The following is a 15,739-nucleotide window of genomic DNA, read 5'->3' on the forward strand; positions in this document are numbered from 1 at the left end:
CAGAATATTCGACTGACTAGGGAATATGAGACTTTTTACTGATTAATGAGTGAAAATCATTAAGTGTTAGTATTGATTAATAAGCGCTGCAACCCTTTGCTTAAGTACAGGTAAAACCTCTATTTCAAATTCGGGATGACGTTTTAACCAGATGTTATTTCTCGGGCTTGGATGGGGCAAAGCTATTTTTTGCGGCCAATACTCCTGCCAGTTCATGACAGCTTCTGTGACAGATAATTTTGGCTGCTTATTTTTTGTTAAGTGATAGTCGATTGCATATTGACCCAGCACAATCACCAGCTCGACTTGGGTCAGCTGCTTCAATATCGCCTGTCGCCAGGTTTCTGCACATAGCGGTATCGGTGGTTTATCACCTGACTTTTTGCCATTTCGAATAATCGTGCCTGGAAAACAAAATCCCATGGGAAGAATGGCAAAAATACGCTCATCAAAAAACTGCTCTTCAGTGACTCCGAGCCAGTCTCTTAATCTTTGACCACTGGGATCATGAAAAGGCGCACCTTTGTCATGGGCCTTAATGCCGGGAGCTTGGCCTGCAATCAGTATTTTAGCTTGGCTGGACAGTTGGATGATCGGTTTCGCCGGAAGAGGCAGTTCAGCCTGACATAAAGTACAGGCTGAGATTTGCTGTATAAGCGCGTGTAGCTCCTCTGACTTACTCATATTGGCTCAACGATAGTGACTCATGCTGCATGTAATTTATGTTGAAACTGACTTACAAAGCAGCAATGACTGTTGCTGTTTGATATAGCCAGTAAGCAAGTACCGGGTAGCTAATAAGCAAAGAGGCAAAGGCAAAGATACGCGCACTATTTGCCTGCTTATCACTATTAAGTTGGCCCATGAGTGATACATGAGCTGCAACGATGGCAAAAATCGCAATCGGTTGTATGAAGTAGGATAACCCGAGAAAAGCCAGTGAACCGATACTCAGAATGAGGCTCGTATAGCTATGCTCACTACGTTGATGCAGTGAGAGCTGTATTGGCAGTAGTGCTAAACCTATGGCGACTATGATTAGACCGATATTTAACGCCAAGTCGGCAAAACCCACATGATCAACCAGCGTCCAGATAAGGGCTACAACTGGCAAAATAAGACTGACAATAGTGTGAGCTTTACTAAAGCGCTTGCTTTGATATTTACCCGCAAAAAAGAATAACCCATTGAGTACAAGGTTCATCAAGATAAACCCACCCAGTACCAAGATGATAAAAGCTGTCGCGGTATAAGCGGTGCCATCCATTGCATGAGCTGAAAAAGAACTAGTAAGCAGTACTGTAAAAAAAGTGATGAGCGATACAGAGGATTTATTGGCAGACATATCAATTCGATGAAGAAAAAATTAGGTGGGTAACCTTCTCCTAAATTAGTCATTATTTCAAGGCTTGCGTACCTATTCTGAGAGATGTGAGCTAACAGCTTATCTGGTGTGAGTTGCTGTGAGAGTTAAGAGTTAAGCCCAATAAAAATGCCAGCTCCTAATATAGGAACTGGCATTTATCTTATGAAGTACTAGCTAGAAGCTATCTACAGCCTAAAGACTTACAGTCTGTAGCTCATACTTAACATGATCATGTGGGCGTTATAGTCGTGGCTGTTAGAGCCAAAGCTAACTACGTTCCAGATCTCATCAGGTGCGATCTCATTGGCCGCATCATTGTCTTCGTACTTCTCCATCTTGTAGTCTAAACGCAGTGCCATCTTTTCAGTAGCTTGGTATAGACCATAGATGTTGACGTTATGAGACTTGGCATAGTAATCGCCATAATCACCAGTAATACCTTGAGTGACCTGCGTGGTGCTGTCTGACTTAGAGTAAGTGTAATCTACGCCTAAACGTAGTTTCTTCTCCATCAGGTTGTTGTAACTCCAACCTGCACCAATCACATCGACCTGATCTTCAACAACGCCAAACCAGTTTGGTGTGCTCATGTTAGAGCTACCAGCCTGATCGGATTCGATATTTTGACGATTGTAGAATGCAGTGACTGTCATATCATCATTGATGAGGTAACTTGCACTAATGTCATAGCTAAGATCAGTTGATTCAGTTAAACCAATTTGAGTATCGCTATAATCATCAAGGGCATAACGGGTACCAAAATCAATCGTTAGCGTTTCTATTGGGCTGTGTGTTACACGGGCCTCGAGCATAGTACGCTTACGATCGGCGATGTTGTACTTACGTAGCAAGTCGTTAGATTCACTTGACGTCCACTCTGACGCTTGGTACTCAGAGCCATCACGTTCGCCATAGCTACCTTTAATCCACATATCCCAGTTATCGAACTTGCTAAGACGGAATTTACTCCACAGCGTGTGCTCGTTAGTGGTTTCGCGATCTTGGTAACTACGCTCATCTTGACGGTAGTCATAACCGGCCTCAAGACGCATGCCACGTGCGATGCGGTAATCGGCACCTAACTTAGCGCGCTGAGTGGTGATGTCATAAGGTGTGTTATAAGCCACTTGACCTGTTGTTGAGTCGATGCTGATCTGCGTCCACTCTTCAATATTGGTCTTGTTATCACGGTCGCTATAATCATAGCTGGCGTTGACGCGAACGCTGCGATTTAGACGTGAAACTACCTTTAAGTTAACGCCCTTCATATCAACGCGTGCATCGAGTGATTCAGAAGGTAGCTGATAGCCATAACCTGAAGTGACAAACTCTTGATCTTGAGTCATCTGTCCGTAGTGAACGCGACCACTTAAGATAGTTTTATCGGCAGTGACTTGACCCAGTACTGAAACAGTATGTGCTTCATTGTCTGGATCGAGTGCCATAGTCCCTTGAGTTTGCGCACCAAACGTTGGGTTAAATGCGTTTTCAAACGTAAGCTGGCTATACTGGTTTTTAAAGCTTGAACCTGAGTAGTTCAGGGCTGTAAACCAGTTATCACCTCTAAGCTTGATGCCTGCTTCTACTGTATCTGTTGTGTAATCAACAGGTTCAGCGAGCATCATTGACTGGTTGTAGAAACTACCAGAAGTTTGCTTAAGGCCAGTCTTATCTTCACGTTGATAGTTGATATAAGTTGACCATAACTCTTCGCCTTGGTACTCAAAACCTAGACCTGTACGCTTACGTTTAAGCGATAGCTCTAGTGGGTTTAGGCTGCTATTAAGCTGAGTCATATCTTGACTCGAACCTGCAGTCTCCCAGTTGTCAGGTAAGGTGAGGTTATCACTCCCTGCGCCTTGATAAGGAGACATAGCACTGTCTGTTTTATAGGTGGCAATTTGACGATAGTTTAGGTTCAAATTGTATTGACCTGTTTTACCTGCATTGACATCTAAACGGCCATTTTCCATGCCTAAGTTATCGGCTTCAACAGTCGCACGGTAACCTGATTCGCTGACATATTTAAGGTCTGCATCGACCTTAGCGGCGAACTCATCTTCTGCTGCAAAAGCGTTGGCTGAGCGAATATCATCGCTGTTGTTGTAACCCATGCCGACACCAACCGTGCCGTTTACACCGGTTTCAACTGCACAACGCTTACAATCCCACTTTTCGAACTTAACTTTGTCAGTATTCGCATTTTGAATACCGTATCCGCCAGCGGCCATCGCAGTGCTGGCGATACCAGCATTAGCAAGGAGGGCGAGGGTGACTAAATTTAATTTGAATTTCATCTTCTCGACTCCGTTAGCGCTGGAATAGCTTGCCAGATGGATGGTTTGAACCATGAACCTGGGTATGACAGTTCAAACAGCTGCGTCCACCAGTCATGGCGCTACCGCCTACTGATGATCCTTGATCTGTATTACCGAATAGTGCTTGACCACTATGGGCGCTTGAGTGACATTGCTGACAAAGTTGAGGAGCACGAGTTTTCAGCATCCCTTCGTTCACCGAACCGTGTGGATTATGACAAGTGACACAATCTTCAGTTACCGGTGCATGCTCCCACAGTTTTGGGCCACGTTTCTCTGCATGACACTCATAACAAGTTTCATTAACAGTTGGCTTAACAAGATCTGAGTCACTCATAGTACCGTGTGGATTATGACAATCGCTACAGACCATTTGTGCCCACTTCATTGGGTGGCTTGAGCGCTTGTTCATGTCAGCTTTTTGCTTAGTGTGACAGCTAGTACACACTTCCATCTCTGTGTTCTTAGAGAGCACAGGATCTTTGTCGGTATGTATTGAGTGACATGATGCACAGGCTACATCAGCATTGTCATGATGACCGCCGTTCCAAGACATACGTTTATCATCTTGGTGACAGCTCATACAGACACTGTTTTGTAGTTCTGCGGTCAGTGTTGAGTCAGGACCAAAGGCGATCATTGGCTCATTACCACCACGGTTGTGGCTTCCCATTGGACCATGACAAGCTTCACATTGAAGGCCAGCCATCGGGCTCTTGCTTGAGTCTACAGAGCCGTGAACACCTTTGAAGATATCCATGACTTTTTCAGATTTACGGTGACACATTAAGCAAGAGTCTGCCCCTTTCGGAGAGTATTTGCCTTCAGCAAACTTTTTATCCAGTGTGGCTTCAACTTCATCTGGGGTCATCTTAGCATCCCACTTAGACGCGTGAGCGGCTGAAGTCATGCCTAATGACAATACTGCTGACACTAGAAGTGCGGGTAGCACTGACAGTGAAACAGATTTTAGTGTTTTAATGATTTTCATATTTGGCTTCCTAATCTGCACAAATTCGCTTGAAACTAGGGGGAGAGGACTCCCCCTTCAAACTCTTTCCTGCTAGGGCGGCTAAAATCGCCTTAACAAGCGTTGAGCAAATTACATCTTCACAGAAGTGTGATTTTCGATGCTTGGGTTGTGACACATGAAACATGTTTCAAGTTGAGTCGCATCATTGGCAGCTTCATAGCTTCCATTAACAACAGCGCCTTGACCTTCAGCGTGATTCTTAAATGAATCACCGCTGTAGCTATGACATGAGTAACAAGTTGCTGCGATTGGTGTTGTATAACCACCATCAGTAGCAAGTGCACGTTTGCTAGCGAAAGCACCTTCATTGAAGTCATTGTGACACTGACTACAGTTCATTCCAGGAACAGCACCATAGTTGCCATGGCTATGAACTTTATGCAGCTTCATCTCAATAGCGCCAAGGTTTTTACCAGAGGCATAAGTGCCATCAGGTGTGTGACAGCTTACACAGCCATCAATACCGACAACCATTTCACCTGCTTCGTTAACGCGGCCCAGTTGATCAGTCATTACAAAACCTGCGTGGTACTTCTCATGCAGTTCCCACTCAGTACCGTGACAGCTTTCACAAGCGGCAAAGTTAACTGAGTCAGTGTGACGTACACTTGGTGCTTCACCTGAAAGAGTGCCGTGAGCAAGTTCAGCTTTCATTGCAGTGCTATTCACACCTTCAGCACAAGCAATAGGACTAGTGCCATCATTACATAGTGCTAAACCAATAAAGCTAAATGCAGTATCTGCATCGCCTTCACCGTAGGGAAGGTCAGCGATAGTAGTAACAAACTTGCCGTCAACGATTTGTGCATTTTCAGCAAGTACACCGTTTTCAACTAAGTTGATAAGAACCTTGTGCTCGCCATTACCAGGATTTGGGTTGTAACCCATTACTGGAGCGTTAGGACCTACGTTAGTAATTGATTCAAGCTGCTCGATACTTGTTAGAAGAGAAGTTGCATCAACTGCGGCTCCTGCTGCATCTGTAATGCTGATACTTAGGCTTGTTTCGCTACCTGCATCAGTTTGAACTGCAGTAAGAGTGGCTTCCATACCATATTGGTCAATAAAGGCTTTCTTCTGTACGAAGTCACCCATATGCAACTCTTCTGTCCAGCTGGCGTTATGACATGCAATACAGTTGCTGTTGTCATCTTGCTGAGAGTGACCTTGGCCTGCTTTAAAGTCGATGTTCACGTGACAGCTAGTACAAGTTTCCATAGTTGGAACACGTGACCAGTTACCCCATTCAGTTAGCTCACCGCTATCAGCTTCAGGCTCAACGTGACAGGTTTGGCAGTTGTCTTGAAGTAAGGCATGTGCTTTTGCTGCATCTTTAGTGAATTCACCAGTATCTCTATCAGCTTTATAACCTTTGGCTGAGTTGTGCACATTGTGAACTAAGTGAGTAAAGGCAACTTCTGGCTTACCGCGGCCTTCAGCCCACTCTTGAGTATGGCAAGATGCACAAGTCTCAGATGTGGTGTAGCCGTGATAGATAGCTTCGCCTGCAGCGTGACAAGAAGTACAAGTTTCAGTTGAAACTATGTCTTTTGTATAAAGTGCTTGGTAGCCGTCACCTGAGAAATCTTCAGAAAGCTCAGTGCGAGGCACTGACGTTACACCGTCTTGTAGCGTCGAAGCGCTAGCAATAACGTTATATCTTTGAGTCAATTCAGCGTTGTAACCTTCAAGTGTAACAGTAAAGCTGTAGTTACCATTCTTGTGGTCTGTAAATACTTTTTCTGAACCTGTTTTCTGCCACTGTGCGCTATCGCCTGCACCTGAAGCACCTTGAGGAAGAAGTTGAGCAACCGCTTTAACCTCTAAATCTTTTAAGCCAACGACAGGAAGATCTTCTTCGTTTGTCGCAAAAACGTTTATGGTTGGCATACCATCTTGATAAGTGACTTTAGTCACATCTAGGTTTAGTACATTAACCACTTTGGCAGCTGGGCCACCTGGGTTGCCGTCATCGCCATTGTTGCCATCATCGCCACCACAGCCCGTTAAGGCTAGTGACACAGCACTTGCTGCCAAAAGCAGCGCAAACTTATTATTTTGTACGTTCATCATTTTTTTCCCTGCATAGGTTTGACATTGGCTCAAGTGCTGTTGTGATTCTCGTTTACCTGACTTTCATCTACATGTTTGTCATTTGTACGGTTTTTATAAGAGAGCCGCGCTACTTAAGTCGATGCTGGAAATATAATTCCCTATGGGAAGGCTAACGTAATAGGGGGCTAAAATCTGCAAAACAGGTGCGATAGTGTGACCAAGATCTGTCTATTTATAAAGGGGTAGGTGAGGGGGTGTCAAAAGGTGAGTTTAGACTAAAAAATTAGCCTGTTAGTTGATAATCATTCCTATTTAAGTTGATGTATTGTATAGATTCTGTGCTGAGTGAGTCGTTTTATTTTACCGAGATAAAACAAAGGGAGGCTAAGCCTCCCTTTGGGTATAAAGAATCATGGTTTAACGACTAATTGAATAGGGTTAACCATACATCTTTAGTCAGTCGATAACTGATGTTAGTTACCGTGACTTTGCATTAAGCTTTCTGGAGAGTGACATGTTGAACAAGTCTCTTTCGCACGGTTTTGAACATCTTCTGCACTGATACCATCTAAAATACCACCGTTAGTTTCAATGTGAGACTTTCCTGAATCACTGAGGTACTTCTGGTGACAGCTCATACAAGCACCTGCATCAGATGAAACCCAGATGTCGTCGCCAGTCATCATGTCACCAAAGCGCCAAGTACGTTCTGTTGCACGGCCAAGCTTAATGCCGTCATCAGTATGACAAGTCATACAATCAGTTTTAACTACAGTGCTTGAACCTACGCCAGCATACTTAAGGTAGTGACCTTCAGCTTCATGGGCTTTGTAAGCAAAACTTGTAGACTTCTTAGCATTAGGGTACTGCTCACTTGCATTACTCTTGGTGGTCTTATCAGAGGTATGACATGTCTGACAATTTACACCATTGTCGTAATGGTAAACTTCTTGGTTGTGACAGCCTTGACACTTAGTCGCATCGATAATGTTACGGCGTGCTAAAGGAGCTGTCTCTAAGTCAGCACCAGTACCAGACCAAACAAAGTGGTAGGCATCATCTTTGACTTCAATAGAACGTGTTTTATCTGAACATTCTGTCATTACGACTTCAGAAACACCGTAACCACCATTGTTGAAGCAGACCTCTATAGCAGACCAAAGCTCAAAGGTCTTGCCTGTAGCATCAGCAGGTAAATCAAAGTTATTGCCTACAATGCTGAAAGTTTTAGTGCTTGCATCGTAGCTACCTTCTTCTAACTTAATACGGCGATTACTGTAAGACGCTTCAGTATATGCTGGGAAGTCTTTATCGCTATCCCAAGCCACTACAACGCGTGTACCTTGGTTGATAAACTCTTCAGAAATAGGTGAGCCATTAGCATCGAGAACTTGAACGTCAAAGCTAAACTTATTCTCATCAGTGAGTCCGATGTTGCTAAACTCAACACTCATAGCTTTAGCATCATTGTAGGCTTTTAGTACGTCACCATGACGTTTCTCAGCACTGCCTGTTCCACCATATGTATCAGTAGAGTTATGACAAGCTACGCAGTTTGTACTGCTGTGATTTTGAGAAGGCTTTTCAGTATGACAGCCAATACAAGCTGTATTGCTGAGATCAGCTTTAAATAGGTCTGCGTTAGCTGGAGCATTTTCACCTTCAACGTGACATGAGCTACAATCGGCAGCAGGACCTTGTGGGAACATCACTTTACCGTAATCATGTACACCACCACCGTAACCGATAACCTTGTAAGGAGCCGCAACCATGCCTTCTGGTGTGCTAGTCATTCTGTCTTGTCCTTTATGGATCGCATGGATCATAAAGGTGAAGTCAACACTATTACCACTTTCAGGATCGCCTGATGTAGCGGTATGACATGAAGCACAGTTTTCTAGGTTGATTCGACGACCACCGTGGAATGCTAAGCTGTCTGGTTGGTGACAGGTGTAACAAGTTTCAATTGAGACAACGTTACGAGTCTGAATGCCGTCAACTGAACCTGTAGATGGCTGCCAGTCGTAATTTGCATTTGCAGCTAGTGTCGGTAGCTCAAGTTCTAGCGTTGCACGCTGAGTAGAATCTGCGTCATATACGACTTCAACAGGCGTAGTGACACTGCCGATGTTTTGTTGGAAAGTGTAGGTATATGTACCATCACCATTATCGACAAAACATGTTTCACAATCACTAGCTTTCTCTACATTAGCTTGAAATTGGTTCGATGGGTTGATATGTGACTCACCTTCAGGGATCCAGTCTGGGTTAGGTGTTTTTTCGGCATTGATGTAGGCCTGCCACTGGTAACCTCTGTCTGCTTCTGTTTCACCCATCATCTCTGTAACGTGAGATAACTGAGCGATACCAAAACGTAAGTCATGGTCTTTGGTTAAGCCAAGTACAGCGACACCGTTGTCATTTTCAAGAGAGAAATTGACAGTTACAGAGCCAGCATCGACGGTTGCGTCAGTAAATACTGCATTGACACTTTTAGCTGCATCTATCTGTACGCCAACGACGCCATCTTTGCCGTCTTCGCCATCACTGCCGTCGCTTCCGCAACCAGCAAGTGCAAAGGAGAGTATCCCTGCACTGAGTACAGCTTTGGCTGCTGCACTCTTTTTTGTATTAAAAGAGTTGAACTGTTTCATCATGATTATTCCCTGCAATAGTTTTAATCATCACTGAATCATTATTTAACGTTATGCTATATAAGCTGAGTGGTATATAAGAGTGATTCTTATTATCAATTCGTTGTTAAACAGTAACTTAGTGTGTGGAATTTATTTCCCTTGGTAAGGCTAACTAAGCAACGATTTTTTAGCAGTTGTTTTAGCTTCTTTATGTGAGCTCGATCCGACTATTTCTTTAGAGGTATATAAAAGTCGGCTTTTTCAAGGTGTTTTAAGACTGAAATAAGTTTGTAGCGGGTAAAAATATCTGGATGTTGCTGGTTTGTACTGGCATTTGTGGTTGATGTTTTAAAGGTGTGCGTTAGCTGGGGCTAATGTGTTTGCGTTATGGTAGGTGGGCGATAGTTAGGTGCTGATATTTATGGCTTAGCTATGACTTAGCTATGACTTAGCCATGCATTGGCTATGTAGAGTTTTGTTATCGAATCTTTGGCTACTGAATCTTAGCTTTTAAGGTGTAGGGAATGGATACCTGCTTGCCTCTGTTATGAATGGAAATATGAATAAAAGACTTAATGACATTAGATTATGAGTCATAGGTGGCTTGTACTAAGCTGGTTTGAAAATCTACGCTAGTTTGAAAACGTAAGCTTGAGGGAAGGGAGCTGAACTAGGGAGCTAATTTGTGGCGGGAATAAAAAAGCAGGAAGATTTACTTCCTGCTTTTAGTCGTAGATTAGGCTTTTTTAGTCGCCTGTAGCTCGTAGCTAATAACTAAGAGCTGATAATCATTAATAGTTAGTTGGATGAACTTTATCAACACCAAATGATTTACCTTCGGCATGACAGGTTGCACAACTTTCAGTGCCATCGTACGTACCAATCGGAGCACCGAAAACACCACCATTGCTTTCGACATGGCCTCTTAGTGAATCACTATTTTTGGTATGACAGCCTGCACAAGTTGCTGCAATAGGTGAGAACTCGACCGCATCGCCGCGCTCTGTTGCTCCTTCTCTTGCCGTAATAGTTGCAGGTAGGCTATGTAGCTCTTTCATGTCCAATTGACCTTTATCATGACAAGTCGAGCAGTCACCATAATGGTTAGGGAAGGTAATTGAGTCTACATCATTACCACCGTAAGAGGCTGTTCGCTTACTGGCATGAAGAGTATGTACAAGGTTGCGATAATCAAGCGTGTTATTCAGCTGACGGAACGGTTGAATATCACCAGGTGTATGCTTGGATGTCGCGTTTAGGTACATAGTCATGTTGCTGTTATGGCAACTTGCACAGTTACCATCAGTAAAGCTGGTTGCAGTCACAGGTGAGTGACATGCGCCACAGCCAGAATCTGATGGGTTGCTATTACGGTTGTGAACAGCTTTGATGTCGAACTCACCTTCATGACAGCTAATACATTTAGCTTCAGATGCAGCGGCTCTGCGAGTTTCAATTGCACCAAATACAGTGCCTTCAGCAAGTAAAGTGACCTCTAGCAGCTCAACTTCACTCTCATCACCTGCAGCAACTTCACAAGAAGTCAGCACTTGACTCATCTTATCTGTACATACAATCGCTTTTGCCATCAACATGCCTGATTGAGCGATGCCAAAGTTATCAGCATTGATATTTTCAATGGTAAAGTTGGTAGTGAATGCAGACTCTTCAGCTGAAACATTGGCATTCGCTATTAGATCCCAGACTTTGCGAGATTGGTTATTTGCCACCTCACTGGTGAAATCGTTATCGACTTCGCCCGCAGCTGTTAACCATACATTGGCCACACTATCGGCAAACACGCTCTCTAAACCTTGATGGCTTAAAGTGAATGTCATCGTTGATGCTTCACCTTCAACAAGCAGTGATGCATTAGTCAGCGATAACTCGATATCAGCAATCATCTTATCGCGAGTATTGGTATGTGCCATATGGAAGATAGCTGCACCTTGTGGGTTACTATCGTCAGCATGACAGCTTGAGCAAGACTGGTTTTCAAACACGCCACGGACATCTGCGCCTTCAACGCCATCGATTTCAGGGTCTGCATAATAGTGGAAGTAGTTACCGACAAAACCACGATCTTTGCTATCACCTGGTGGTGTTAACCATTCGGCATTATCAACAGGGTTGAAGTCTGCCATATGACAAGATGCACAGGCTTCTTGACGATGGAACTGGAAGTTCTCAGCTTGAGCTGGAGAATGTTCCTCATTGATATGACACGTCTGGCAATTGCCCATATCGGTAGGGAAGGTGGTATCTGTGTAATCGTGAACACTACCGCCGTAACCTGCCATCAGGTAGGTACCATCATGGATACGGTGAAGCATTGAACCAAAGTCGATGGTTGCACCTGTTTCAGGATCGCCTGAATAGGAGGTATGACAAACAACGCAGTTTTCAATCTCAATACGCTTGCTGCCGTGCATCATTAACTTAGGTGCCCAAGCATGTTCGTAATCGTCGCTATGACAACGAATACAAGATTCTTGTAGATCGACTAAATTACGTGTTTCATCCGCTTCTGCGGCGCGATCGAGTGCAGGTACAAAGTCATAGTGAGTATTAACAAGGGTTGCAGCACTAAATGTGCTCGATGGCTTTAGCTCTAGTGTGACACGGTGAGTGAGTTCACCATTAAACTCAGTATTAACAGCTTCAATCTGCTCATACTCTGACAATGTCTTAGAGAAGGTATAGCGATAAGTACCATGCTCTAGTACTTCGATACATTCAGTTTTACAACTTGTCTCGATATTGGCTTGGATTTGATCGCCCGCAAGGTGTGTGTAGCCTTCTGGGATATGATCAGGATTAGCACTTTTGACAGTGTTGATGTAGCTAGTCCATTGAGTCGGTTTTATTCCCTTGAACTGCTCAGGTGTGACTGGCTGACCTACTGCATTCATGTCGCGTTTTTGCAGTGCATCAAGCTTTGCAATACCAAAACCTAAGGTATTAATGTCTGTAAACTCTTCTAGGCCAAAAACTGGCACGCCATTGGCGTTTAATAGTTCAAAGTCTACTGCAACCAAGCCGTTATCGACTGTTGCATGTAGGATATTTGCATTAAGGCTAGTGGCTTGTTGGATATCAACACCAACCTTGCCATCTTCGCCGTCTGAACCATCTTTACCGTCACTTCCACAACCAACAAGTGCAAATGATAATGCTCCTATGCCGATTGCCGATTTTATAGCGGTACTAATTGGATACCGTTTCATCATTGTTTCCCCTGCATGAGATTGTGTCTCAGAGCGGCTCGTTAATTATTTTGCGATTAATAAGCTCTGAGCTTCTCTGGTTCTTACTTGAACCTTGTTTATATTCAGATATGTTTGCTGAGGAGGTGAGTTATTTGTTTGCTATTGCCTCAAACAAGTATCAGCGCCTCAAGCAGATCTTACCCAAAAGAGGTAGTAGTGTAGAAAATGGGTAACATGATCTGTGAGGGATATCCGTTTGGGATAACAGCAGTTGTTATAAATGTTAAATGCCAACAAATTCAACTGGTTGTTATATTTTTCTTTTGAGGGGATAGCAGTTTTAATCTTGAGTTAAGTCTGGTGCTTAAGTTATTAATTGAATCTTAATCTGGATAGAAACTTAGGCTGTAAACTTGTTTTAGATCAACTTAAATTCCAGTAAATCTAGCTTGTTAAGCACTGAATTTAACAATTAGGCGGTTAGCTTGTTAATCTCAGGTGGTGTGAAGCGCTTAAAAAGTGACAAGTTATACCAGTTCCATTAAACATGTGATCAATTCAGAGCTTTCTCAGGGATTTCGATCCAAGACGCATCGTAGAAGAAATGGTTATTCCCTTTTGAGGCGGTGCAACGCAGGAGTGGAAGTCCTGAGAAGCTCACGAAGTGCGGGTTTAAAATCACTTTATGCTGCGCATGTGTCTTTCGAAATAGAATAACTATTAGTTTCAATCCACTTACTTGCCTACAGCAATTTTAACTCCCGCTGAATGGTCAGCTCTTTAATGGAACTGGTATTATTATCATTTATGAGTTTTATTGAGGTAACCTTTTATTAAACTCAATAAAAACGGCACTATACCAAGTGGTTATAGTGCCGTTTTAATATTGAGCGATTTAATTAGCCGTCAAACTGTGACGAGCTCATTGTTACCACTGAACAGGGTGTACTGCATCGACGCCGTTTGTCTTACCTTCAGCATGACACGTTGCACAGCTTTCACTGCCTGGTACATAAGTCCCTCTGGTATCATTTGCAGCGCCACCATTAGCACGTATATGAGCGACTAATGAATCTTTGGCACCGTGGCAACTCACACATGTCGACGCAATCGGTGAAAACTCAACAGGGCCTAATACAGAGTCTGTAGATGTCGTTGCAACCATAGTGCTCAATCCGTCCATCTTCAGCTGACCTTTATCATGACATACTGCGCAATTTCCATAATGTTCAGGGAATGTGACTGGATCTTGGGTTGATCGCTTGCTGGCATGGTGAGCGTGAATGCGGACTTTAAAGTCAATATGATCAACAATTGATTTTGAGTCAGCGCCTGAACGTGTTGGGTTATGACACATCTGGCATTCACCCTCAAAATTGCTGTAACTACCGCTGTGTTTGAAGTCTATACCAAACTTGCCGATAAACTTCTCATCGTGACAGTTAGCACATGTTTCATTGCTTACAACGATTCTTCTGGCCATCACGTCAGTATCACCATTGAGATTAAAGGCGACCAGGTCGCCAGTGATCACTGCAGGGTTTATCGACTCATCGCTTCCAGTTCCACAATTCACTCCCATGAGTGTATCTCGATCTACACACATCTTAGTTGAGATCACCCCAGTAGCTGTTTGGCTCGCATCTGCTGCTAATGAAGTCGTAGTTGTATAACGATAAATACCATCTGTCACCATTGTTGGGGTGAGTGATGTTAGGGTGACTTTTTGCGTGCCTGAACCAAAGTCGATGTCATTACCAAAACCGAAGTAGATTGCACTTAGAGAGATGCGAGCATCTGCATCAGGGCTCATTACAGTAGATGTAAGTGATGAATCTGCAAATGCGACATCAAACGTGATCATACCAGTATCAATGGAGACTGAATCAGCCAGTAAAGTGGCAGAGTAAGCATCTTTAGCATTATCTTTAGCAATCGCATCTGTCATATGGTGACCTGCGCCTTCTTGGCCTTGATCGGCATGACAGGTGCTACAGCTATGATCAGGCATGTACTTATCATGCATCTCATCTTTAATCACACTCGGATTGGTCGAGTCTGAGTGACATGAGCCACAAGCAAGCGCTCTATGGTGCTTAAAGTTAGCAGCATCTGCAGGTGCTGTTTCACCTTCGATATGGCAGGTACGGCAATCATACATATCGGCAGGGAAGGTAACATCTTGGTAGTCATGGACTGAGCCACCGTAGCCGACCATAAAGTACTGCGCCTTGTGGATCTTATGAACCATATAGCCCATATCGATAGGGGCACCTGTTTCTGGGTCACCTGCGTAACTGGTGTGACACATTTGACAGTTTTCAATCGCGTATCGCTTAGAGCCATGCATGATGAGCTTAGGCGCCCATGCATGGCCGTAATCGTCACTATGACAACGTAAACAGGAGTCTTCTAAAAACTCTACGGTACGTGTGTCTTCTGCGCTAACGGCCTCGCCCGAAGAGGGCAGGAAGTCAAAGTGTGTGTTGACTAGCTTATTGACGTCTCCATCGGCTCTAAGCTCCATAGTGACCCTGTGAGTTAAGCTGTCATCAAAAGCTAGGTCTAAATCTCCTACAGGTTCAATGGTCGAGAGGTTAAGCTGGAAAGTATAGGTATACTCGCCCGCTGAAACCTTAGTGACACATTCCTGTTTACAGCTCCCCTCAAGTGATGGCTGGATCTGAGGGCCTGCCAACTCTTCATATCCTGCGGGAATATTTTCAGTAACAGGCTCTACCATATTATTGATGTAGCTGATCCACTGTGGTGTTTTATACCCTTTGCCTTCTGTAGGAAGCAGCTTTGCAATACCAAGACCTAACGTATCGACACCAGCATAAGTATCGAAATCTGTTATTCCGACACCGTTAGCATTCTCAAGAGTGAAGTTAACAGTAACCACTCCATCAACAACAGTAGTTGAGCTGATGTTAGCGACTAACTCATTGGCTTGAGCGACGGAGAAACCGATCTCACCATCTTGTCCATCTTCACCATCTTTGCCATCACTACCACAACCAAGAAGGAGTGCAGAGCAGGTCAGTGCGATAAAGCTAAGCTTTGAACCTTTTCTTTTGATATCCATAATTTGCGTTCCATTATCTTATTGCATCATCAAC

General features: G+C 43.8%; 8 protein-coding genes. All 8 read right to left on the reverse strand.

Annotated features, from left to right (window positions below; genetic code table 11):
* Positions 1-66: 66 nt before the first annotated feature.
* The 8 genes from BM736_RS03205 to BM736_RS03245 all read right to left on the reverse strand — a co-directional run bounded on the left by BM736_RS03205 (position 67) and on the right by BM736_RS03245 (position 15,705).
* On the reverse strand, positions 67-684 hold the full coding sequence (locus BM736_RS03205) for a uracil-DNA glycosylase family protein (protein ID WP_076408517.1): 618 nt from the start codon (positions 682-684) through the stop codon (positions 67-69).
* Positions 685-736: 52 nt separating this feature from the next.
* Positions 737-1,345, reverse strand: coding sequence for a hypothetical protein (locus BM736_RS03210; RefSeq protein ID WP_076408520.1), 609 nt, complete (start codon positions 1,343-1,345; stop codon positions 737-739).
* 221 nt (positions 1,346-1,566) lie between these two features.
* Positions 1,567-3,663, reverse strand: coding sequence for an MtrB/PioB family decaheme-associated outer membrane protein (locus BM736_RS03215; protein ID WP_076408522.1), 2,097 nt, complete (start codon positions 3,661-3,663; stop codon positions 1,567-1,569).
* Between the two features lie 13 nt (positions 3,664-3,676).
* Positions 3,677-4,675, reverse strand: coding sequence for a DmsE family decaheme c-type cytochrome (locus BM736_RS03220; protein ID WP_076408524.1), 999 nt, complete (start codon positions 4,673-4,675; stop codon positions 3,677-3,679).
* Between the two features lie 111 nt (positions 4,676-4,786).
* Positions 4,787-6,790: an OmcA/MtrC family decaheme c-type cytochrome gene (locus BM736_RS03225; protein WP_076408527.1), complete on the reverse strand. Its 2,004-nt coding sequence runs from the start codon at positions 6,788-6,790 to the stop codon at positions 4,787-4,789.
* Positions 6,791-7,245: 455 nt separating this feature from the next.
* Positions 7,246-9,429 (reverse strand): OmcA/MtrC family decaheme c-type cytochrome, encoded by a 2,184-nt coding sequence (locus BM736_RS03230; protein ID WP_076408530.1) that lies wholly within the window; start codon positions 9,427-9,429, stop codon positions 7,246-7,248.
* A 770-nt stretch (positions 9,430-10,199) separates the two neighbouring features.
* Positions 10,200-12,635 (reverse strand): OmcA/MtrC family decaheme c-type cytochrome, encoded by a 2,436-nt coding sequence (locus BM736_RS03235; RefSeq protein WP_256717691.1) that lies wholly within the window; start codon positions 12,633-12,635, stop codon positions 10,200-10,202.
* Positions 12,636-13,545: 910 nt separating this feature from the next.
* Positions 13,546-15,705 carry an OmcA/MtrC family decaheme c-type cytochrome gene (locus BM736_RS03245; protein WP_076408538.1) on the reverse strand — a complete coding sequence of 720 codons (2,160 nt, stop codon included), beginning with the start codon at positions 15,703-15,705 and terminating at the stop codon, positions 13,546-13,548.
* Positions 15,706-15,739: the final 34 nt, after the last annotated feature.

Origin of the sequence: Shewanella sp. UCD-KL12 (assembly GCF_001957125.1) — a bacterium.
Taxonomy (GTDB): Bacteria; Pseudomonadota; Gammaproteobacteria; order Enterobacterales; family Shewanellaceae; genus Shewanella.

Bases quoted from the DNA above. Each gene is read 5' to 3' on its own strand.
- BM736_RS03205 (WP_076408517.1), bottom strand. From the start codon at position 684: ATGAGTAAGTCAGAGGAGCTACACGCGCTTATACAGCAAATCTCAGCC.
- BM736_RS03210 (WP_076408520.1), bottom strand. From the start codon at position 1,345: ATGTCTGCCAATAAATCCTCTGTATCGCTCATCACTTTTTTTACAGTA.
- BM736_RS03215 (WP_076408522.1), bottom strand. From the start codon at position 3,663: ATGAAATTCAAATTAAATTTAGTCACCCTCGCCCTCCTTGCTAATGCT.
- BM736_RS03220 (WP_076408524.1), bottom strand. From the start codon at position 4,675: ATGAAAATCATTAAAACACTAAAATCTGTTTCACTGTCAGTGCTACCC.
- BM736_RS03225 (WP_076408527.1), bottom strand. From the start codon at position 6,790: ATGATGAACGTACAAAATAATAAGTTTGCGCTGCTTTTGGCAGCAAGT.
- BM736_RS03230 (WP_076408530.1), bottom strand. From the start codon at position 9,429: ATGATGAAACAGTTCAACTCTTTTAATACAAAAAAGAGTGCAGCAGCC.
- BM736_RS03235 (WP_256717691.1), bottom strand. From the start codon at position 12,635: ATGAAACGGTATCCAATTAGTACCGCTATAAAATCGGCAATCGGCATA.
- BM736_RS03245 (WP_076408538.1), bottom strand. From the start codon at position 15,705: ATGGATATCAAAAGAAAAGGTTCAAAGCTTAGCTTTATCGCACTGACC.